The sequence below is a fragment of the Pseudomonas kilonensis genome, assembly GCF_001269885.1.
GTDB classification, from domain to species: domain Bacteria; phylum Pseudomonadota; class Gammaproteobacteria; order Pseudomonadales; family Pseudomonadaceae; genus Aquipseudomonas; species Aquipseudomonas kilonensis.
On sequence record NZ_LHVH01000006.1, the window covers coordinates 95,306 to 115,405 of the forward strand.

Sequence of the window (20,100 nt, forward strand, 5' to 3'; positions counted from 1 at the left end):
GAAGAGTTTGATGAGGTTTTAACAATGGCTGAACGTCTGAATAACGACTTCCAGTTCATCGATGTCGGGCGCAAGGATCCGAAGAAGAAACTGTTGCGTCAACGCAAGAAAGAGTTCGTGGAAATCTACGAGCCTTTCAAACCCCAGCAGTCGGCCGACCAGGCCCACCGCTGCCTGGGCTGCGGTAACCCGTATTGCGAATGGAAGTGCCCGGTGCACAACTTCATTCCCAACTGGCTGAAACTGGTGGCCGAGGGCAACATCCTCCAGGCCGCCGAGCTGTCCCACCAGACCAACACCCTGCCGGAAGTCTGCGGCCGGGTGTGCCCGCAGGATCGCCTGTGCGAAGGTGCGTGCACCCTCAACGACGGTTTTGGCGCGGTGACCATTGGTTCGGTGGAGAAGTACATCACCGACACCGCGTTCGCCATGGGCTGGCGCCCGGACATGTCCAAGGTCAAGCCGACCGGCAAGCGCGTGGCGATCATCGGTGCCGGCCCGGCGGGCCTGGGCTGTGCCGATGTGCTGGTGCGTGGTGGCGTGACCCCGGTGGTGTTCGACAAGAACCCGGAAATCGGCGGTCTGCTGACCTTCGGCATCCCCGAGTTCAAGCTGGAAAAGACCGTGCTGAGCAATCGTCGCGAAGTCTTCACCGGCATGGGCATCGAGTTCCGCTTGAACACCGAGGTGGGCAAGGACGTGACCATGGAGCAACTGCTCGAAGAATACGATGCGGTATTCATGGGCATGGGCACCTACACCTACATGAAGGGCGGCTTTGCCGGTGAGGACCTGCCAGGCGTCTATGACGCACTCGACTTCCTGATCGCCAACGTCAACCGCAACCTGGGCTTTGAAAAGTCGCCGGAAGATTTCGTCGACATGAAGGGCAAGAAGGTCGTGGTGCTCGGCGGTGGCGACACGGCGATGGACTGCAACCGTACGTCGATTCGCCAGGGCGCCAAGTCGGTGACCTGTGCCTACCGTCGTGACGAAGCCAACATGCCCGGCTCGCGCAAAGAGGTGAAGAACGCCAAGGAAGAAGGCGTGAAGTTCCTCTATAACCGCCAGCCGATCGCCATTGTCGGTGAAGACAAGGTCGAAGGCGTGAAAGTGGTCGAGACCCGTCTCGGCGAACCGGACGCCCGTGGCCGCCGCAGCCCCGAGCCGATTCCCGGTTCCGAAGAGATCATCCCGGCCGACGCCGTGGTCATCGCCTTCGGTTTCCGTCCAAGCCCGGCGCCGTGGTTCGAGCAGTTCAGCATCCAGACCGACAGCCAGGGCCGCGTCGTGGCGCCGGAGCAGGGTCAGTACAAGCACCAGACCAGCAACCCGAAGATCTTCGCCGGTGGCGACATGGTCCGTGGTTCCGACCTGGTGGTGACGGCGATCTTCGAAGGCCGCAATGCGGCGGAAGGGATCCTGGATTACCTGCAAGTCTGACCGAACGACACCAAACCCTGTGTGTGAGCTTTGTGGGAGCAAAGCTTGCTCGCGATCCAGGCGCCTCGGTACTCAAGAGACCGCGGTGTTTTCATCGCGGGCAAGCCTTGCTCCCACAAAAAAAGTTCCCACAGGTGTTTTGTGGGGTTGCGAAAGTTGTGCTGCCCCGCGACAAATTGCCCCGATAGATAAAAGGCACGGCTCTTGCCGTGCCTTTTGCGTCGCGCTCTGAGAAAATGCCCGCACTTTTTTTCCGGATGCCGACATGACTGCCCTGAAGAACGACCGTTTCCTTCGCGCCCTGCTCAAGCAACCCGTAGACGTCACCCCGGTGTGGATGATGCGCCAGGCCGGTCGCTACCTGCCGGAATACCGCGCCAGCCGCGCCAAGGCCGGTGACTTCATGAGCCTGTGCATGAACCCACAGTTCGCCTGCGAAGTGACGATGCAGCCGCTGGATCGGTATCCGCAGCTGGACGCGGCCATCCTGTTCTCCGACATCCTGACCATTCCCGATGCCATGGGCCAAGGCCTGTACTTCGAGACCGGCGAAGGTCCGCGCTTCAAGAAAGTCATCAGCACCCTGGCCGACATCGAGGCCCTGCCGATTCCCGATCCACAGAAAGACCTGGGCTACGTCATGGACGCGGTCAGCACCATCCGCCGCGAGCTCAATGGTCGTGTGCCGCTGATCGGTTTCTCTGGCAGCCCATGGACCCTGGCCACCTACATGGTCGAAGGCGGCTCGTCGAAGGACTTCCGCAAGACCAAGGCAATGCTCTACGACAACCCGCAAGCCATGCACCTGTTGCTGGACAAGCTGGCCCAGTCGGTCACGTCCTACCTCAACGGCCAGATCCTGGCCGGTGCGCAAGCGGTACAGATCTTCGACACCTGGGGCGGCAACCTGTCGGCGGCGGCGTACCAGGAATTCTCCCTGGCCTACATGCGCAAGATCGTCAGCGGCCTGATCCGCGAGCACGAGGGTCGCAAAGTCCCGGTGATCCTGTTCACCAAGAACGGCGGCCTGTGGCTGGAAAGCATCGCCGATGTCGGCGCCGACGCCCTGGGCCTGGATTGGACCTGCGACATTGGCAACGCTCGTGAGCGCGTCGGTCACAAGGTCGCGCTGCAAGGCAACATGGACCCGACCGTGCTCTACGCCAAGCCTGAAGCCATTCGTGCTGAAGTCGGGCGCATCCTGGCCAGCTACGGCAGTGGCAGCGGCCATGTGTTCAACCTCGGCCATGGCATCACCCCGGAAGTCGACCCCGAACACGCTGGCGCCTTCCTACGGGCGGTGCATGAATTGTCGGCGCAATATCACGTCTGATTGCGGTCCCTGTCACCCAGCCTGTCCGGACCTGCGCCGGACAGGCTTTTTTATGCGCGCTTGTTTAACGATCCGACCTAAAGCAGCCAATGGCTTCTTTTGGGTGTGTTTGTTTGTCTTTGGTTGAGAGTTATTTCTGTTCGTAAGATGTTTCTCTAGTTATGTAGGGGAAATCGATTCAGAGATCATTCCTTCTATGTTGAGAGATTTTTCCTACATAGGGAGTGTTCGACTTTCTATAAGGTTCCGGTCACTTGCAAGGGTGTGCGCTGAGCGGTCTGGCGCACCTTTCAAGAGGACGGTGATCCGTCTTTCATTTTGATGACTAGTCTGGAACTTATATGAAGAATAACTTCAACAAGAGCAATCTATTAACGGGGTGTGCGTCCTCATTAGTTCTGTTGTCGGCCATGGCGGCATCCCAAAGTGTACTGGCCCATGGTTACCTCGACGTGCCACCTTCGCGTGCATTGCTGTGCCAGAAAGGCGAAAACAAAAATTGCGGGCAAGCGCAATACGAGCCACAAAGTACCGGTGAAACCTTTAAAGGTTTCCCCAATGGAGTGGGCGGTGCCCCGCTGCAAGGTCCCATTGACGGTAAAATCGCCAGCGGCGGCCACGCCATGTTTTCCGCCCTCGATGCCCAGTCGGCCACGCGCTGGCACCTGACTGAAATCAATGACCGCAATATTGCCTTTAAATGGCACTACACCGCGGCGCACCCAGCGACCAAGCACGAATACTTCATCACTCGCGACGGTTGGAATCCCAACGAAGCGCTCAAGCGAGCCTCGTTCGACCGCACGCCGTTCTGTACGGTGGATGGCGGTAATCAACTCCCGGTAGCAGGTACCCCGCATAACTGCGTCATTCCCGACAGCAAGACGGGTCATCACGTCATCCTGGCGGTCTGGACGGTAGGTGACACCGCCAATGCGTTCTATGATCCGGCGGATGTGAACATTCTCGCCGAAGCCGCATTGCCGGGCGGCTGGCAGCCGGTGGGCAGCATTGCGCCATCGACCCCATTGCTGGTGGGTGACAAGGTCAAGGCCCGGGCGTTCTCCGCGACCGGCGAAAGTGCCGAATACAGCGTAGAAATCAGCATCGACAACGCCGAGGAAGGCAAGCCTGAGAACTGGTCGTTCAAACTGGCCGAAGCCATCAACAACGCTCACCCCCTGATTCGTGCCGGTATTCGTGACGAAGACGGCAACATCACGCCGATCAAGGGCGCCAACAGCCTGTACGCCCAGGACGAAAGTGGCGTTAAGCGCTATGAAGTGCAACTGGACATGAAGGAAGACGCTGGCGCCAGCATGGAAATTTCTTCCCTGCAGCCAGAGTACGTACTCGACAAAGGTCGGGTCAGCATGGCCTTCACCGCGCAGACGAACCGCAGGATGAACCTTGAAGCCACGCTGTTCGATGAGAAGAACAAGCAGGTCGGTGTCGTTAGTCAGACCGTGGGTGAAGGCAGCACCGGCCTGAACCTGGACGTGCGCAGCGCGCCTGGCGCTCACACCCTGACACTGGTGGGGACCACCGAAGACGGGCGCACCAATCGCCAGGACACCCAGGCGGTCACCTTGACCGGCGAGGGCGCGGGCATCGAGTACGACTTCGTGTTCCCTGAAGGCCTCAGCGACTACACCGCCGGCACGAAAGTGCTGCAACCCAAGACTGACGAAGTCTTCGAGTGCAAGCCGTTCCCGGCGTCCGGCTACTGCAAGCAGTACAGCCCGACGTCGAACGGTTTCGAGCCGGGAGTCGGTGCGTCCTGGCAGAGCGCCTGGGACAAGCTGTAAGTCCTGACAGGCATGGCCCCAGGCGATCCGCACGGGTTGCCTGGGGCCTTCATACGAGCGCGCAGTGATGTCTATCAATTACTCCAGGCGACGGGTGCTGCTGCACTGGGTGTCGGCGGCCATTATCTTATGGGCGTTGGTGTCCGGTTTTTATGTGGCGTTCAACCCGGTGTCAGCTTCGACCGAACAGTGGATCGGCTCACTCAATGTGTCGCTGACCACGCTGTTCATTCCATTTTTCGTGTGGCGGGCCTGCCTGTTTTTCGGCGCGCTGGAAGCCCGTGGAACCGCGTCTTCATTTACACAGTGGCTAGCCCTGGCGGTACACACGCTGATCTACCTGGTCATTGGCATCGTGCTGGTGACTGGTGTGCTGATGATGAAAAGCGCCATCAGTGTCTTCGGCATTGTTCACATCCCCCAGCCACTGGGCGATCCGGCACTGATCGAACTGGCCAACACCGTCCACACCCTGTCTTGCGTGGTGCTTGCGATGCTGGTCGCGCTGCATCTGTGCGCTGTGCTCTGGCATGAGTTTTCCGGACGCCGGGTGGTGCGGCGAATGTCCTTCGCCAAGCCCGCGGGCACGATCCAGAGCGCACAACGGTGAGCCTGTCTTTTCGGGTCGGCAGCCGTCTGCCGAAGCTGCTGCTGGTGCTCCTGCCGCTGCTGTACGGGATCTTCCTGGCCGGGCAAGAGTGGCGCTTTCGCCAGGTATTGGGCCGTGATGTACCGGTGCTGACCAACCCGCCGGTGGCTCCTGTCCGCGACCTGCCCAACGTCCAGGCCGTGGCCACGGTGCTTGGCCTGGCGCCTGAAGGTGCCCACGCCCCGAGCGCCGAACCGATTACGTTGCAAGCCAGTTTTGTCGCCGACCAAGGCTTGTCCCGGGCATTGCTCGCGGACGCTGCCGGCCCGCGCATTTATCAGGTGGGTGAGCGCTTGCCCGGTGGCAGCGTGCTGCGCCGGGTCGAGGCCAGCCATGTGACGTTGTGGCGCAACGGACGTGAAGAACGGTTGGCCCTGCAACACGCGGTCAAGCCCTTGCTACGCCGGTTGGAGCTCGAAGACGGGCGCCATGCGGCGCTGCATTCCTCGCAATACCTACGCCCGGTGGCCGGGCAATCAGAGTGATCGAATTCATGAACAGCTTTATCCGGGGCCGTGTTTCGCGGGTCCTGCTCTGCCTCGCCACGTCGTGCCTACTGACGCCCGCCGGTTTGCTACAGGCCGAAGAGACCCAGTGGCAACTGGCGATGAACAACGCGGAACTGCGCGATGTGGTCGAGGAGTTCTCCGCGATCCTGGGCAAGACCGTGGTGCTCGATCCCCGGGTGTCGGGGCGCATCACCGTCATGTCCCGTGAGGCGCTGGACCGCGAAGGCGTGCGGCGGTTGTTCTATTCGGTACTCGATGCGCATAACTTCACCGTGATCGACGAAGGCGAGCGGATCCTGATCACCCCGGTCAGCGAGGCCAAGACGCGCGCCGGAATCACTGATGCGAAAAGCGCCACGCCGTCGCAGTTCGTCACCCGGGTCATCGACCTGCAATCGAGCATCGCTGCCGACGTCGCCGGGCTGGTCCGGCCCTTGGTGTCGGCCAATGGTTACGTCGGCCCTTCGGTATCGTCCAACGCGCTGGTGGTCACCGACACGGCTGCCAATGCCCAGCGCATTGCCGACGTGGTTCGGCAGTTGGACTCAGGGCGCAACCGCAATCATGTGGTGGTGCGGTTGCGGCATGCCCAGGCCGGCGATATCGCACCGCTGATGGAAGCCTCCGGTGGCAAGCGCGAGGGCGATATGGCGGGCCTGGTGATCGCCGATGCCCGCAGCAATCGCCTGGTGATCATCGGCGCACCGGTGGTGCGTCAGCGCTTGGTCAACCTGGCTCGGACCCTCGACGTCCCTGCCGTCGTCTCCCAGGACAACGCCCGGGTCATCCGTCTGCGCCATAGCGATGCCAAGCAATTGGCCGAGGTGCTGGAAGGCGTCGGGCAGGATAAAAAAACCACGCCGACCCTGGCCGGCCAGCGGGACATTGCCGCCACCCGCCCGTTCATGATCAAGGCCGATGAAAGCCAGAATGCCCTGGTGTTGATCGCCGATCCGGCCCAGGTCCGCATCATCGAAAACATCGTCCGTGAACTGGATCAACCTCGGGCCCAGGTGCTTATCCACGCGGCCATCGTGGAGGTTTCCGGGGACATTACCGAAGCCTTGGGCGTGCAGTGGGGCCTCGACAGAGGCAGCGCGACCGGGTTCATCAACTTCCCGGGAACCGACATCCCGATCATCGGCAACCTGAACCTCAGCGAACTGGATAAAGGACCGGAAGGCGCGATCCTGCGGCTGGGCGGCGACCGCTTCAGTGCGCTGATCTCGGCGCTGGCGAGCAATACCCACAGCAACCTGCTGTCCACACCCAGCCTGCTGACCCTGGATAATCAGGAAGCGGAAATCATCGTGGGCCAGAACGTCCCGTTCAAGACCGGCTCCTACGCCACCAGCGGTAACGGTGCGGACAATCCGTTCACCACCGTCGAACGCAAGGACGTCGGCATCAGCCTCAAGGTCAAGCCGTACATCAACGAAGGCTCGACCTTGCGCCTTGAGGTCGAGCAGGAAGTCTCGGACATCGCGCCGTCGGTCTCCGGTGTGGACTCCTCGGACCTGATCACCAACAAGCGGGCCTTGAAGAGCACGATCCTGGCGGACGATGGCGAGATCATCGTGATCGGCGGCTTGATCCGCGACAGTGTTCGCACCCAGCAAAGCGGTGTGCCGTTGCTGCGCAGTATTCCGTACCTGGGCGCGCTGTTTCGCTGGAACCGCGACACCCAGACCAAAAGCAACCTGATGGTATTCCTGCGCCCGACCATCGTGCGCAGCAACGAAGACCTCGCCGAGGTGAGCCGTCAGCGTTATGACGCGCTCCGGGACCTGAGCAAGCGGGGCTCGCGGAAGAACAATTCGCTGCTGCTGCCGCGGGACGCTCGCCAGTTGTTCGAATCCTCCCCGCAAGCGCCGTCGGCCGACCCGCGCCCACAGCGCTCCGGTGACCTGTGAGCGAGCCGTTGCCCTTTGGTTTCGCCAGGCGCCTGGGCGTGTTGCTGGAAGGCGAGGGGCCGACCTTGAGCTTGGTCATGCGCCGCGATACGCCCTTGACCGCCGTGGCCGAAGTGCAACGTCTGTGCGGTCGAGATTTGCCTATCCTGGTGCTGGAGCCGGCGCCGTTCGCCGCGCGCCTGGCCAGCGTCTATCGCCAGGGCCAGAGCGCCGCCGAACAGGTCGCCCAAGGTCTGGACGAGGAACTGGACCTGCTCAGCCTGGCCGACCAGATGCCGCAGACCACCGACCTGCTGGAGCAGCAAGGCGATGCGCCGATCATCCGGCTGATCAATGCCTTGCTCAGCGAGGCGGTCCGCGAACACGCCTCGGACGTGCACCTGGAAACGTTCGAACAGTACCTGTCGGTGCGCATGCGCATCGACGGTCAGTTGCAGGAAATGCTCCGTCCGCGTCGGGAACTGGCGAGTCTGCTGGTGTCGCGAATCAAGGTCATGGCGCGCCTGGACATCGCCGAGAAACGCGTGCCCCAGGACGGTCGAATGGCCTTGCGCCTGGCCGGGCACGAAGTCGATGTGCGGGTCTCGACCCTGCCTTCGGCCCATGGCGAGCGCGTGGTGTTGCGCCTGCTCGACAAGCAGGCCGGGCGCCTGGAGCTGCAGCGCCTGGGCCTGCCCGACGACACTCTGGCCGGCCTGCGCCAGTTGCTCGGCAAGCCCCACGGCATCGTGTTGGTCACCGGGCCCACGGGGTCGGGGAAAACCACCAGCCTGTACGCGGCGCTGAGCAGCATCAACGACCAGAGCCGCAACATCCTCACCGTCGAAGACCCGATCGAATATCACCTGCCGGGCATCGGCCAGATGCCGGTCAACCCGAAAGTCGACATGACCTTCGCCCGTGGTTTGCGGGCCATTTTGCGCCAGGATCCGGACGTGGTGATGGTCGGCGAAATACGCGACCGCGAAACCGCCGAAATCGCCGTCCAGGCGTCGCTGACCGGGCACCTGGTGCTCTCGACCCTGCACACCAACACCGCCGTCGGCGCGGTCACGCGGCTGGTGGACATGGGCGTGGATGCGTATCTGTTGGCGTCGTCCCTGGCCGGCATCGTCGCCCAGCGCTTGTTGCGCAGCTTGTGCCCGTCCTGCAAGACGCCTTATGTGGCCGACGCTGCTACGAGTCGGCGTCTGGGCCTCGACGCCGATGCCGCGCCGCGGTTGTTCAAGGCCCAGGGCTGCGAGCACTGCCAGAAGGGTTATCGCGGACGCTTCGGTATCTATGAACTGGTGAATGTCAGCGCCGCCCTGTCGCAACTGATTCATCAGGGCGCCACCGAGCAGGCGCTGGCCGTCGAGGCGCGCAAGACCTCCCGCAGCCTGTTTCAGGACGGTCGCCAGCGGGTGCTGGAAGGCCTGACCAGCGTCGACGAACTGCTGCGCATCACCCAGGAGGATTAGCACCGTGCCGACCTTCGACTATCGGGCCGAAGACGCCCAGGGCCGCCGCTGCAAGGGCCGTGTGGAAGCCGACAGCCCGCGCCATGCTCGCCAGTTGCTGCGCGAGCGCGGCTTGCTGCCCAGCGAACTGGCTGAAGCCAAGGAACCGCGAACCCTGGGCGGGCGACATGCCGGGGCGCGTTTGAGCCCGGCAGATCTGGCGTTGCTGACATTGCAGCTGTCCACCTTGATCCAGGCCGGCCTGCCCCTCGAAGAGTCCCTGGGAGCGGTGGCGCAACAGAGCCAGAAGCGCCGCGTCGCCCACCTGCTGGCGGCGGTGCGCAGCCGGGTGATGGAAGGCCATGCGTTGGCGACGGCACTGAGGGCCTTTCCCCAGGCGTTCCCCGAGCTGTTCTGCGCCACGGTCGCGGCGGGCGAGCAATCCGGGCACCTGGGGCAAGTCTTGGAGCAACTGGCGAGCTACACCCAGGCGCGCCAGGCGTCACGCCAGCGCATTCAACTGGCGTTGGTGTACCCGCTGATCCTGATGCTGGCCTGTGTCGCGATTGTTGGTTTCCTGCTGGGTTACGTGGTGCCGGATGTGGTGAAGATTTTCATCGACAGCGGCCAGCCGTTGCCCTGGCTGACCCAGGCGCTGATCGCCGTGAGCGATGGCTTGCGCCGCTATGGCCTGCTGCTGCTCGGTGCGCTGGCCGGGCTGCTCGGGTTGTGGCGTTGGAGCCTGCGCCAACCGGCGTGGCGCCTGCGCTGGCACCGTGTGTTGCTGCGGCTGCCGGTGTTGAGCGAAGTGCTGCGGGCGATGGAGGCGGCCCGATTCGCCAGCACCCTGGCGATCCTGAGCAAAAGCGCCGTGCCTCTAGTGGATGCCTTGCACATCGCCGCGCAGGTGATCGGCAACCTGACGATCCGCGCCCGCATGGCCGACGTCGCTCGTTCGGTCCGCGAAGGCGGGACCCTGACCCGCGGCCTGGAGCAGGGCGGCGATATCCCGCCGCTGATGCTGCATATGATCGCCAGCGGCGAACGGGCCGGCGAGCTCGACAGCATGCTGGCCCGGGCCGCCGAACAACAGGAAGCCAGCCTCGCGGCGCGTATCGCGCTGGTGGTGAGCCTGTTCGAACCGGCCATGTTGGTGGTGATGGGCGGCGTCGTGCTGCTGATCGTCATGGCCATCCTCCTACCGATCCTGAGCCTCAACCAATTGGTGAATTGACCGATGAAATTTCAAAGCAAGCGACCTGCACGCCCTCAACGCGGCTTCACCCTGATCGAAATCATGGTGGTGGTGGTCATCATTGGCGTGCTGGGCGCCATCGTGGTACCGCAGTTCATGAGCCGACCCGACCAGGCCAAGGTCACGGCCGCCCGCACCGATATCCAGGCGATCGCCACGGCCCTGGAAATGTACCGCCTCGATAACTTCCAGTACCCGTCGACCCAACAAGGCCTGGAGGCGCTGAGCAAACGCCCGTCCGGTACGCCAGCAGCCAGGAACTGGAACCCCCAGGGCTATCTGAAAAGCCTGCCGATCGACCCTTGGGGCACGCCCTACCAGTACCTCAATCCGGGGCACAAATCCGTCGATGGCAGCTATGACCTGTACTCGCTGGGCGCCGATGGCGTACTGGGCGGCGAAGGCATGGCGGCTGACATCGGCAATTGGGCCGAGTGAACGTGGGTCGTCATTGCCGGGGCTTCACCTTGCTGGAACTGATGGTTGTCATCGTGCTGATCGGGGTACTGGCGGGCATGGTCAGCTTCGCCACGGGTTCGAGCCCGGCACGTGAGGCCCGGCAGCAAGCCCAAGATTTCGTCCGTGTGGTCCAGCAGTTGCGCGAGCGGGCGGTACTGGACGGGCAGGAATACGGTGTGCGCGTGCAGCCTCTTAGTTACCAGGCGTTGCGCCTTGAAGCCCAGGGCTGGACGGCGGTGTCGGCGTTGCATCGATTGCCTGAGGGGCTGACGCTCGGGTTGGAGCAGGACGGTCATGTCCTCAGGCTCGATGATGTTCAAGGTCCACCGCAGTTGTTGATGCTCAGCAGTGACGAGATCAGCCCCTTCAGGCTGCTCATCAAAGTCGCCGGGCAGACGATTTCCCGGGTGTCGAGCGATGGATTGGCGGAGCCGCTGATCGATGACTGACCCTCGCAGGCCGGCTGCCGGTTGCCGCGGCTTCACGCTGTTGGAAGTCGTGATCGCCCTGGCGATTTTCGCGACGCTGGCGGCCGCCGTGCTCTCGGCCAGTCAGTTCGTGCTCAAGCAAAGCGCGGGGCTCGAGGAGCGTCTGTTCGGCGCCTGGCTGGCGGACAATCAGTTGAACGAACTGCGCCTGCAAGCCACTACGCCACCGGGGCAACAGTGGCTGAGCCGGCACCTGGATCGTCGCGACTGGCTCTTGCAACAACGTATCGCCCCGGCCGCTGATGGGCGCTTGCTGCAGGTCGAGATTCAGGTCAGCCGTGTCGACAGCGCGACGGTCGTGCACCGCACCACCGGATGGATCCGCAGCCGTGATGAATAAGCAGTCGGGTTTCACCTTGTTGGAACTGGTCATCGCCATCGGCATTTTTGCCCTGCTCGGCCTGGCCAGTTGGCGGCTGTTCGACGGCGTCGTGCGCACCCAGCAGGGGACCGGTCAGCATGAGCGCGACATCCGGGCCTTGCAGCGTGCCGTCGGTGTGATCGAGCGGGATGTGTGGCAGGCGGTTGCCGGCTCGCTCGTGCTCGCGCCGGGGCGTTTGCAACTGCAGCGCAGCCATTGGCGCAATCCACTGGACCAGCCGCGCAGCGAACGGCAGACGGTGAGCTATCGGCTCGAGGGTGCCGTGTTGTGGCGCGACAGTGCCGGCGAAGGCACGTCCCTTGTGCAGCAGCAGAAGCTGCTCGACGACGTACACGGCCTGAGCTGGCGTGTGTTCGACCCACAACGGGGCTGGCACAGCGAAACCGTGAGTGACACTGCGCCGCTGGCGTTGGAGTTGATCGTGTCGGCGGGGCGTTTCGAACAGGTCCGTCGGGTGTTGCTGTTGCCGGGGGCGTTGCCATGAGCCGACAACGTGGTGTGGCGCTGATCAGCGTGCTGCTGGTGCTGAGCCTGGCCTTGCTGCTGATCGGTGGCCTGTTGCGCAGTCATCGCCTGTTGTTGCACAGCAGCGCGCAGCAGCTGCAACAGGTCCAGTTGCGGCAATTGGGATTGGCAGGGGAAGACTGGGCGCGGGTGGTGTTGGAAAACAGTGGGATAACGCCGTCCGGGCCTGTTGACCTGAGCCAGGGTTGGGCTCGGCTCGAGCCCGTCTTGGAAGTTGACGGCGCCGAGCTGCACATCGATATCGAGGATTTGTCCGGGCGCCTGAATCTCAACGCGCTGCTGGCCCTGGGGAAAATCGATCAGGTCACCCTCGGCCGCTGGACTCGCTTGCTGGCCTTGCTGGATTTACCGCCGCTGTCGTTGCCCCAGGTCGGGCCGGTGCAGGAGCTGAGTCAACTGCGTCTGTTGCCGGGCATCGACGGCCAGACACTGCGGCGCCTGGAGCCTTGGGTGGTGCTGCTGCCCAAGGACGCGCGGCTGAATATCAATACCGCACCGTGGCAATTACTGATGACCCTGGACGGCATGGAGGACGGGCCGGCCAACGCGTTGGTCAACCAGCGTCGCCACGCGCCCTACGCCAGCGTGCAGGCGTTTACCAACGACCCGGTGTTGTCCGGGCTGGGCCTCAACAGCCACGGTCTGGGGGTGGGCAGTCGCTGGTTCCGGATCACCGTGAGTGTGACCCACGCCGGCAGCCGTCTGCGCCTGGCCTCGGATGTTGAGCGCGATTCCGTTAGCGGGCGCTGGACTGTTCGTCAGCGTCGTTTCCTACCCTTGAGCACCAGCGAGCTTCCCTGATGAAAACCTGGCTTTACCTGACGGCCGAAGGCCTGGGCGCGCCTTGCGCCAACTGGCCATGCTGCGTGTGGTCGCCCACCGGCGAGCGTCGTCGCCTGCCTCTGCATGAGGCGGCCGGCGAGTTGAGCGGACGGCCCGTCGATGTGCTGTTGCCGATGGAAATGTGCAGCTGGTTGCGCAGCGATCCATGGCCCTCTCGACGCCAGCCCCGGCCTCAGGCCCTGGCATTCGCCGTCGAAGAGCAACTGAGTGAAAACCTGGAGGCGCTGCACATCAGCATCGGCCCGCGCGACCGTCAGCACCGCTATCCGCTGATGGTGACGGAGCGAGCCCGGTTCCAGGCGCTGCTGGCGTTGCTGGCGGCACAAGGCATTGAGGTGCGTGCGGTGCATGTCGATGCCGATCTGCTTGCCGATGACCAGGCATTTGGCGTGCACTGGTTTGGGCGTTGGTTGTTGGGAGGAGGGCTGCCGGCGCGGATGTCGTTGTCGGCCCGAGGCTTGGCGACGCTCAAGCCTGGCCTGCCTGAAGACATCCACTGGCTGGACGAGGAACGTGATCGCCAGGGCATCGATGAGTGGTTGTTGAGCGCTGGCGGACAGCCCATCGACCTGTTGCAGGGCGAGTTTCGTCGGCGCCGCCAACCGCTGCCATGGCGCGGCGCTTCGGCGGCTGTGCTGGGCGCGTTGGTGCTCACCTGGGCCTTCAGTGAAGCCCGCCTACGTTTTCTTGAAAACGAAACCCGGCTTCTCTATGCCCAAAGCGAACAGCGATTCAGGTCGTTGTATCCCGGGCAGGCGCGGATCGTCGACCTGGCGGCGCAGTTCCAGGCATTGCAGAGTCGTCGTGGACAACGTCAGGACACCCAGGTCGCGCGTCTGGCGCGTCTGACCGAGCAGGTCATTGGCGCCAGCAGCGTCGAGGTGCAGCGCATCGATTTTCGTGAAGGCGAGGGTTGGAAGATCCAACTGACGGCCAACAGCTTCGTCGAACTTGAGCAACTGCGTGAGCGCGGGCAGCAGAACGGATTGCCCGTCACCCTGGGCAGCGCGAGCAAACAGAACAATCGCGTGCAGGCCATTCTCACGCTGGAGAACAGTTGATGAACGTCATGGGATGGCTGGCTTTGAAACAGGCCTGGGGGAGAACATCGCGCCGCGAGCAAGGGCTGTTGCTGGGACTTGCCGGGCTGGTGCTGGTGGCGCTGGCCTATACCGCGATCTGGCAACCGACTCGGCAACGGCTGGAGGTTGCCGAACGACAGCATCGCCAACAGGCCGAACTGATGGCCCGGATCCAGCGCGCCGAACCCACCCGGGATGCGACTGCCGCCACGCGGCCCTTGTCGGTGCGCGTCAACGAGGATGCGACAGCGGCGGGGTTGGACATAGCGGAAATGGAGGTCGACGGCGATTCGTTGCGACTCGCCGTCGGTGGCGAGGCCAATTCGTTGCTTCGTTGGCTGGATCAACAAGAGCGGGAGGGGGCGGTGCTGCAATCGCTGACTCTGGAAGCTGAGAATGGTGTGCTGGGTGCGCGGGTGGTGTTGCGTCAATGACCGACCGCAACAATTTTGACCAGGAGTATGGGCTCTTGTGGCGAGGGGATTTATCCCCGCTCGGCTGCGCAGCAGTCGTAAACCGCTTTGCAGGGTTCATCTGTTGCGCAGCGGTGTCGGGTTTTTGGGGCGGCTGCGCCACCCAGCGGGGATAAATCCCCTCGCCACAAAGTGTCTGTTTGCCCCTGGTTTTTGGGACGTGAAGTCGCTATGGCTAAACCTGCACATTCCCCGGCAGCAACGGCAATTTCGCCAGCTTCACCGCCACCCACAATGCGACCACCAGCAAGCCACCGATGAACAAGCCGACACCATTCCACCCACCCAGGTGCCAGGCCACGCCGCCGGCCGTACCCGCAACGCTGGATCCGGCGTAATAGCTGAACAGATAGAGTGACGAAGCCTGGCCCTTGGCCTTGAGGGCGCGGCGGCCGATCCAACTGCTGGCGACCGAGTGGGCGCCGAAGAAACCGAAGGTGAACACCAGCATGCCCAGCACGACCAGCCACAGCGGCGTGGCCATGGTCAACGCGAGGCCGGCCAGCATCAGCGCAATGGTTGCCCAGAGCATTTTGCGCCGGCCGAGTCTGTCCGCCAGTGCACCGATTTTTGCCGAGCTGTAGATGCCCGACAGGTACACCACCGACAGCAACCCGACAAAGGCCTGGTCCAAGTGATAAGGCTCGGCCAGCAGGCGGTAGCCGATGTAGTTGAACAGCGTCACGAACGCGCCCATCAACACGAAGGCTTCGAGAAACAGCAGCGGCAACCCGGCGTCGCGAAAGTGCATGGTAAAGCCGTCCAGCAAACTGCGCGGGTGCAGCGAACGGGGACGGAAGTTGCGTGACTCGGGGAGGATTCTCCAGAACACCGCCGCCGCGATCAGCGCCAGGCCGCCAATCACCAGCATCGCGGTGTGCCAGCTGACAAAATCGATCAAGACCCCGGTGATCAGGCGTCCGCACATGCCGCCGATAGCGTTGCCGGCGATGTACAGCCCCATCGCCAGGCCGATGTGTTTGGGATGAATTTCCTCGCTCAAATACGTCATCGCGACCGCTGCCAACCCGCTCAACGACAGCCCCACCAAGGCGCGCAGCAGCAATACACCCTGCCAGGTCGGCATCATGGCGCTGGCAATCGTGCACACCGAGGCGGCGAACAGCGCCGCGACCATCACCGGCTTGCGGCCGATGCGGTCGGAAATCGGGCCGGTGATCAACAGGCCGATGGCGAGCAGGCCGGTCGCCACCGACAGGATCAGGCTGCTCTGCGCCGCGTTGATGGAAAATTCCTTGGACAACAGCGGCATCATCGGTTGCACGCAATACAGCAGGGCAAAGGTCGCAAAGCCACCACTGAACAGCGCCAGCACCGTGCGCATGAACATCGGCGTGCCTTTCTCGATGTAGATGTCCTTGAGTTCGGCGACGACATCATCCTGCACACGCGGTGGGATTTCATGGGCCAGTGGAGCGACAGCAGTTTTCACGGTGGACCTCGCAAGGGCACGATCAGGCAGGCAATGAAAAAAGCATATAGCCGGCTAATGTTTCTATCCAATATATTGTTCGACCTGTTTAAGACGTTTTGCGACCTATTGGATTGCCCATGGAATTGCGTCACCTGCGTTACTTCATCGCCGTTGCCGAAGAACTGCATTTCGGCCGTGCCGCGCTGGCCCTGGGCATCTCCCAGCCGCCCTTGAGCCAGCAGATCCAGGCGCTGGAGCAGGAGATTGGCGCGCGGCTGTTCGAGCGCACCAATCGTCGGGTCGAATTGAGCGAGGCCGGACGGTTGTTCCTTGAAGAAGCGCGACGGGTATTGGTCCAGGTCGACAAAGCCGCCGACGTCGCCCGCCGCGCCCAACTGGGGGAATTGGGCGAACTGAAGATCGGCTTCACCTCCTCGGCGCCGTTCAATTCCACCATCCCCCAGGCGATTTTTTCATTTCGGCAACGCTTCCCGGCGGTGCACCTGAACCTGCGGGAAATGAGCAGTACCCAAGTGGCCGACGCACTGGTGGACGAAGAGATCGAGGTGGGCATCATGCGACCGTTGCCGTTGCCTGACTCCCTGGCGGAAATCGAGCTCAGCCGCGAACCGCTGGTAGCCGTGCTCAGTGCCAAGCACCCCCTGGCCCAAGGCAATGAAGACGGCCTGTTCCTCTCGGCCTTGGCCCAGGAGCCGTTCGTGTTCTTCCCCCGCAGCTACGGCAGCGGCCTCTACGCCCAACTCCTGAACCTGGCTCGCGACGCCGGCTTCAGCCCGCACTTCGCCCAGGAAGCCGGCGAAGCCATGACCATCATCGGCTTGGTGGCGGCGGGGCTGGGTGTTTCGGTATTACCGGCGTCTTACCAGCGCATGCGTATCGATGGGGTGGTCTATCGACCGCTGCTCGATCCAGCGGCGGTGTCGGCGGTGTGGCTGGTACAGCGCAAGGACCAGCGTTCGCCGATGGCGAAGGCGTTTGTGGCGTTGTTGACCGATGGTGATCAAGGCGTTGCCTGAGCTTCCCAGGACCACCGAAGAAGGAGGGCAACATGAAAAGCGACCAGCCGACTCGATTAAGAAGGGCGCCCAAAGGGGTAAGGTCAGTCAGTTAAGCAGCAAACCTGTGGGAGCAAAGCTTGCTCGCGAGGCGGCGGCACATCCAGCGCTGATGCAAGCTGCTCCACCGCTATCGCGAGCAAGCTTTGCTCCCACAGGACTTATGCCGTTTGCGCCTAACTGATAGGCATTAGCCCAAAGGAGGCGTCCTTCTTCGTTCATACCCCACCATCAGATCTGATGATGGCCTATTGCCCGACATTTTTTATCGTCAGAAATGCCAGGATTGCATCGCGGGTAGCCTGAGTTTGTTCCTCAAGCACCCAATGGCCGGTATTGATCAATATCAATGAATGCGGTTGCGTTGCGATGTGCAGAGCCTGTTCGGCCAGGTTTTTTCCTCTCGAATGGTCCCCGCCGATGGTGAGCAGCGGAATAGTCAGTTTATTCTTGGCAAACTCCAGGTTGTCATTCGCGTCATTTTCTACCCAGGCTGCATAAAGCTTGAATGCCGCTTCCATGCGATCGGGTCGAGAGTAGTCTTCTATCAATGCCTGTCGCACCATATCTGGCACTTTGTCGTTTCCCTCGAATACAAAGTCATCAAAAAACATATCCAGGTAGGTTTTTTCATGCCCTTTGATCATGCCAATGGCCGTTTTGCCAAAGAAGCGAAAATGCCATTTGCTGGTAGTGCCCACAGCAGGGTTTCCGTTATAAGCGGTTTCCCACCCGGGGATGCCTGGAATGAATCCATCCATCAATACGATGTGTTTGGTTTCATCCGGATAAAGTGCCGCGTAGGCGTAGGCAATGATCAAGCCGATGTCATGGCCAATGATATCGACCTGCTTGATGTTCAAGAGGGTGACCAGTTCGTGCAGATCATGGGCCATGCTTTTTTTGTCGTAGCCACCGACTGCAATATCCGTTTCGCCAGCGCCGCGGTAATCAGGAACGATGGGTGTATAGCCGGCACGCACCAATGCGCCCATCAACGGCTCCCAGCTACGCCAACTGCCCGGAAACCCATGCACCAGCAAAATTGGGCGTTCACCATCACCGCCCATGAGGTAGTGAAGGCGAATACCGTTCACACATGCATAGGCATGGGTAAATGTCGCGCCGTCGACAACGACGCTGTCTTGTTCCGTAGAAGGTGATGTGGCGGGGTGTTTGCGAGATATGGCTGTGCGGCCCGACCAGGCTATTGTGCTCATCAATTTTTTATCCATGTTTGGACCAGATTAATTATCTTGAGATGCGAGTTGCAGCTCATGAGGTCGAACAGTTTTATCGAGCGTCGACCTGGATAACGGCTAAAGCCTGAAGCTATTGCGAAGCCCATCGAACTGTCAGAGTTGACAGTTCCGACAGGCGGCAAAGAGCGCTGCTTCGATCGTCATCAGCAGGACAGGGGGGACGAAAAGTTGTGTCAAATACCCTTCGACTGTAGGAAAACGCGCATTTCTAGTTACGACACTTCCGATTCGTTGCACAGACCACTTCGCAGGGGTTGCGACTCGCCTGCGCTGCAACGTCTTATTCATCATTCCGAAGCCGCCGGCTTAGCGCTCCTTCCCAGTGCAAGGGATGCAGCCTGAAGCCCATGAATGAGGTCCCTGGAAATGCACTCATCTTTGGATGCCCCCTACACCAACGAAATCTCCCATGAAGCTCTTCGTCATTTGGATGACTTGTACTTGGAGCCCCGGCAACTGGAGGGTTACGGCGAAGAAGTCGCGGCGTTCATGAGTCGACAAAAAGCCTTCGTCGAAGCTCATCCGCCAATTGCCATCTACCGAGTGGCCACCGAGGGCAGCCAGACGCGAAACGGCGGAACGATCCAGCAAGTAGTGTCATCGTCGTTGACGTTCACCTTGGACAATGGCTGGAAGGTACGCGCCGCGCAAAAAGGCGATGAGGTGGTGTATGCCGATGGCAGCACGGCACGGATCATCACTGGTGCTGGGAAAAACAATAGCAACATTGCATTGGTGGGCAGTCGCCTGAGCAATGGCGATGAGATCATTAATACGCTTCAGAGGCGTTTCATGATTATCGTGCGGGAGGGTGTGCCGATGGCGGAGGATTTTTTGCCTGGGCTTAGGTTGGCGGAGGTTCATCGCCTGCACTCGAATGCGGTGAAGGAGAACATCCAATGAACGAGGGTTACTTCATTGGTCAGGGTGACAAGACCACGTGCGGTGGGAAAGTGCTGGATGGCGACGGCAAGGTGAACATGTTTGGCCTGCAGCATGCCCGCGAAGGTGACCGCGTCTCTTGTGGAAAGGACGGGAACACCTATCAGATCAGGGGCGGTATCGGGCACATGGTCAGCCATGGCAGGCATATGGCCGGCACCCTGGATAGCCACAGTACCTGCCCCTGCAAAGCGCGACTGATCCCCTCGGTATTCTGGGTCACCTACAAAAATGCAGACCCCGCACCGCAAGCCAGCCGAGCCGCTCAACTGGCTTAATGACCCTGTGGGAGCGAGCTTGCTCGCGATGACGGTGGCACAGCCGACATCACCGGCGCTGACCCACCGCTATCGCGAGCAAGCTCGCTCCCACATTGGATCTTTGGTGTTCGCAATATCTGGGTACACCACCCAACCCTGTGGGAGCCGAGCTTGCTCGCGATGACGGCGGCACAGTCAACATCAGCGGCACTGACCCACCGCTATCGCGAGCAAGCCCGCTCCCACAGTGGATCTGGGGTGTCCGGAATATCTGGGTACACCACCCAACCCTGTGGGAGCCGAGCTTGCTCGCGATGACGGTGGCACAGTCAACATCAGCGGCACTGACCCACCGCTATCGCGAGCAGGCTCGCTCCCACAGTGGATCTTTGGTGTTCGCAATATCTGGGTACACCACCCAACCCTGTGGGAGCCGAGCTTGCTCGCGATGACGGCGGCACAGCCAACTTCACCGGCGCTGACCCACCGCTATCGCGAGCAAGCTCGCTCCCACAGTGGATCTT

General features: G+C 61.8%; 20 protein-coding genes. 18 read left to right on the forward strand and 2 right to left on the reverse strand.

Annotated features, from left to right (window positions below; genetic code table 11):
- Nucleotides 1-24 precede the first annotated feature (24 nt).
- The 15 genes from AD662_RS02220 to gspM all read left to right on the forward strand — a co-directional run bounded on the left by AD662_RS02220 (nucleotide 25) and on the right by gspM (nucleotide 14,562).
- Nucleotides 25-1,443, forward strand: a complete 1,419-nt coding sequence (locus AD662_RS02220; RefSeq protein ID WP_003196992.1) for an FAD-dependent oxidoreductase — start codon at nucleotides 25-27, stop codon at nucleotides 1,441-1,443.
- 265 nt (nucleotides 1,444-1,708) lie between these two features.
- A complete protein-coding gene (gene hemE, locus AD662_RS02225) occupies nucleotides 1,709-2,776 on the forward strand; it encodes a uroporphyrinogen decarboxylase (RefSeq protein WP_018603491.1) in 1,068 nt (355 codons plus the stop codon).
- 341 nt (nucleotides 2,777-3,117) lie between these two features.
- Entirely contained in the window at nucleotides 3,118-4,584 is a 1,467-nt protein-coding gene (gene gbpA, locus AD662_RS02230) for an N-acetylglucosamine-binding protein GbpA (protein WP_053177823.1), read from the forward strand.
- Nucleotides 4,585-4,651: 67 nt separating this feature from the next.
- Nucleotides 4,652-5,194 carry a cytochrome b gene (locus AD662_RS02235; RefSeq protein ID WP_018603486.1) on the forward strand — a complete coding sequence of 181 codons (543 nt, stop codon included), beginning with the start codon at nucleotides 4,652-4,654 and terminating at the stop codon, nucleotides 5,192-5,194.
- Nucleotides 5,191-5,718 carry a type II secretion system protein N gene (locus tag AD662_RS02240; protein ID WP_053177825.1) on the forward strand — a complete coding sequence of 176 codons (528 nt, stop codon included), beginning with the start codon at nucleotides 5,191-5,193 and terminating at the stop codon, nucleotides 5,716-5,718. Before AD662_RS02235 ends, AD662_RS02240 begins: the two co-directional genes overlap by 4 nt.
- Before the next feature lie 8 nt (nucleotides 5,719-5,726).
- Nucleotides 5,727-7,655 carry a type II secretion system secretin GspD gene (gene gspD / locus AD662_RS02245; protein ID WP_053185252.1) on the forward strand — a complete coding sequence of 643 codons (1,929 nt, stop codon included), beginning with the start codon at nucleotides 5,727-5,729 and terminating at the stop codon, nucleotides 7,653-7,655.
- Nucleotides 7,652-9,115, forward strand: a complete 1,464-nt coding sequence (gspE, locus tag AD662_RS02250) for a type II secretion system ATPase GspE (RefSeq protein ID WP_053185229.1) — start codon at nucleotides 7,652-7,654, stop codon at nucleotides 9,113-9,115. Before gspD ends, gspE begins: the two co-directional genes overlap by 4 nt.
- Nucleotides 9,116-9,119: 4 nt before the next feature.
- Nucleotides 9,120-10,328 carry a type II secretion system inner membrane protein GspF gene (gspF, locus tag AD662_RS02255; RefSeq protein ID WP_053185232.1) on the forward strand — a complete coding sequence of 403 codons (1,209 nt, stop codon included), beginning with the start codon at nucleotides 9,120-9,122 and terminating at the stop codon, nucleotides 10,326-10,328.
- A gap of 3 nt (nucleotides 10,329-10,331) precedes the next feature.
- Nucleotides 10,332-10,787 carry a type II secretion system major pseudopilin GspG gene (gene gspG / locus AD662_RS02260; protein ID WP_053185235.1) on the forward strand — a complete coding sequence of 152 codons (456 nt, stop codon included), beginning with the start codon at nucleotides 10,332-10,334 and terminating at the stop codon, nucleotides 10,785-10,787.
- 2 nt (nucleotides 10,788-10,789) lie between these two features.
- Nucleotides 10,790-11,257 carry a type II secretion system minor pseudopilin GspH gene (gspH, locus tag AD662_RS02265; RefSeq protein ID WP_018603475.1) on the forward strand — a complete coding sequence of 156 codons (468 nt, stop codon included), beginning with the start codon at nucleotides 10,790-10,792 and terminating at the stop codon, nucleotides 11,255-11,257.
- Nucleotides 11,250-11,636: a type II secretion system minor pseudopilin GspI gene (gene gspI / locus AD662_RS02270; protein WP_053185236.1), complete on the forward strand. Its 387-nt coding sequence runs from the start codon at nucleotides 11,250-11,252 to the stop codon at nucleotides 11,634-11,636. The genes gspH and gspI overlap by 8 nt, the downstream gene beginning before the upstream one ends.
- Nucleotides 11,629-12,162 carry a type II secretion system protein GspJ gene (locus tag AD662_RS02275; RefSeq protein WP_053185239.1) on the forward strand — a complete coding sequence of 178 codons (534 nt, stop codon included), beginning with the start codon at nucleotides 11,629-11,631 and terminating at the stop codon, nucleotides 12,160-12,162. The genes gspI and AD662_RS02275 overlap by 8 nt, the downstream gene beginning before the upstream one ends.
- Nucleotides 12,159-13,004, forward strand: coding sequence for a type II secretion system protein GspK (locus AD662_RS02280; RefSeq protein WP_053185242.1), 846 nt, complete (start codon nucleotides 12,159-12,161; stop codon nucleotides 13,002-13,004). Before AD662_RS02275 ends, AD662_RS02280 begins: the two co-directional genes overlap by 4 nt.
- Nucleotides 13,004-14,107 carry a type II secretion system protein GspL gene (gspL, locus tag AD662_RS02285; RefSeq protein ID WP_053185245.1) on the forward strand — a complete coding sequence of 368 codons (1,104 nt, stop codon included), beginning with the start codon at nucleotides 13,004-13,006 and terminating at the stop codon, nucleotides 14,105-14,107. Before AD662_RS02280 ends, gspL begins: the two co-directional genes overlap by 1 nt.
- Entirely contained in the window at nucleotides 14,107-14,562 is a 456-nt protein-coding gene (gene gspM / locus AD662_RS02290) for a type II secretion system protein GspM (protein WP_053185247.1), read from the forward strand. The genes gspL and gspM overlap by 1 nt, the downstream gene beginning before the upstream one ends.
- Before the next feature lie 214 nt (nucleotides 14,563-14,776).
- Here the strand turns inward: gspM and AD662_RS02295 are convergent, their stop codons facing one another.
- Nucleotides 14,777-16,033 (reverse strand): MFS transporter, encoded by a 1,257-nt coding sequence (locus AD662_RS02295; protein WP_235862362.1) that lies wholly within the window; start codon nucleotides 16,031-16,033, stop codon nucleotides 14,777-14,779.
- Nucleotides 16,034-16,173: 140 nt separating this feature from the next.
- Between AD662_RS02295 and AD662_RS02300 the strand changes: the two genes are divergently transcribed.
- Nucleotides 16,174-17,073 (forward strand): LysR family transcriptional regulator, encoded by a 900-nt coding sequence (locus AD662_RS02300; RefSeq protein WP_018603460.1) that lies wholly within the window; start codon nucleotides 16,174-16,176, stop codon nucleotides 17,071-17,073.
- A 287-nt stretch (nucleotides 17,074-17,360) separates the two neighbouring features.
- Here the strand turns inward: AD662_RS02300 and AD662_RS02305 are convergent, their stop codons facing one another.
- Entirely contained in the window at nucleotides 17,361-18,347 is a 987-nt protein-coding gene (locus tag AD662_RS02305; RefSeq protein ID WP_235862359.1) for an alpha/beta fold hydrolase, read from the reverse strand.
- A gap of 393 nt (nucleotides 18,348-18,740) precedes the next feature.
- On the opposite strand from AD662_RS02305, the gene AD662_RS02310 reads away from it, so the two are divergent.
- Nucleotides 18,741-19,277, forward strand: coding sequence for a PAAR domain-containing protein (locus AD662_RS02310; RefSeq protein ID WP_018603457.1), 537 nt, complete (start codon nucleotides 18,741-18,743; stop codon nucleotides 19,275-19,277).
- Nucleotides 19,274-19,594, forward strand: a complete 321-nt coding sequence (locus AD662_RS02315) for a PAAR domain-containing protein (RefSeq protein WP_053177839.1) — start codon at nucleotides 19,274-19,276, stop codon at nucleotides 19,592-19,594. The genes AD662_RS02310 and AD662_RS02315 overlap by 4 nt, the downstream gene beginning before the upstream one ends.
- Nucleotides 19,595-20,100 lie beyond the last annotated feature (506 nt).

Coding starts and splice junctions, on each gene's coding strand:
- hemE (WP_018603491.1), top strand. CDS start 1,709: ATGACTGCCCTGAAGAACGACCGTTTCCTTCGCGCCCTGCTCAAGCAA.
- AD662_RS02275 (WP_053185239.1), top strand. CDS start 11,629: ATGAATAAGCAGTCGGGTTTCACCTTGTTGGAACTGGTCATCGCCATC.
- gbpA (WP_053177823.1), top strand. CDS start 3,118: ATGAAGAATAACTTCAACAAGAGCAATCTATTAACGGGGTGTGCGTCC.
- AD662_RS02220 (WP_003196992.1), top strand. CDS start 25: ATGGCTGAACGTCTGAATAACGACTTCCAGTTCATCGATGTCGGGCGC.
- gspI (WP_053185236.1), top strand. CDS start 11,250: ATGACTGACCCTCGCAGGCCGGCTGCCGGTTGCCGCGGCTTCACGCTG.
- AD662_RS02300 (WP_018603460.1), top strand. CDS start 16,174: ATGGAATTGCGTCACCTGCGTTACTTCATCGCCGTTGCCGAAGAACTG.
- gspM (WP_053185247.1), top strand. CDS start 14,107: ATGAACGTCATGGGATGGCTGGCTTTGAAACAGGCCTGGGGGAGAACA.
- AD662_RS02305 (WP_235862359.1), bottom strand. CDS start 18,347: ATGGATAAAAAATTGATGAGCACAATAGCCTGGTCGGGCCGCACAGCC.
- AD662_RS02310 (WP_018603457.1), top strand. CDS start 18,741: ATGCACTCATCTTTGGATGCCCCCTACACCAACGAAATCTCCCATGAA.
- gspL (WP_053185245.1), top strand. CDS start 13,004: ATGAAAACCTGGCTTTACCTGACGGCCGAAGGCCTGGGCGCGCCTTGC.
- AD662_RS02315 (WP_053177839.1), top strand. CDS start 19,274: ATGAACGAGGGTTACTTCATTGGTCAGGGTGACAAGACCACGTGCGGT.
- gspD (WP_053185252.1), top strand. CDS start 5,727: ATGAACAGCTTTATCCGGGGCCGTGTTTCGCGGGTCCTGCTCTGCCTC.
- AD662_RS02280 (WP_053185242.1), top strand. CDS start 12,159: ATGAGCCGACAACGTGGTGTGGCGCTGATCAGCGTGCTGCTGGTGCTG.
- gspG (WP_053185235.1), top strand. CDS start 10,332: ATGAAATTTCAAAGCAAGCGACCTGCACGCCCTCAACGCGGCTTCACC.
- AD662_RS02235 (WP_018603486.1), top strand. CDS start 4,652: ATGTCTATCAATTACTCCAGGCGACGGGTGCTGCTGCACTGGGTGTCG.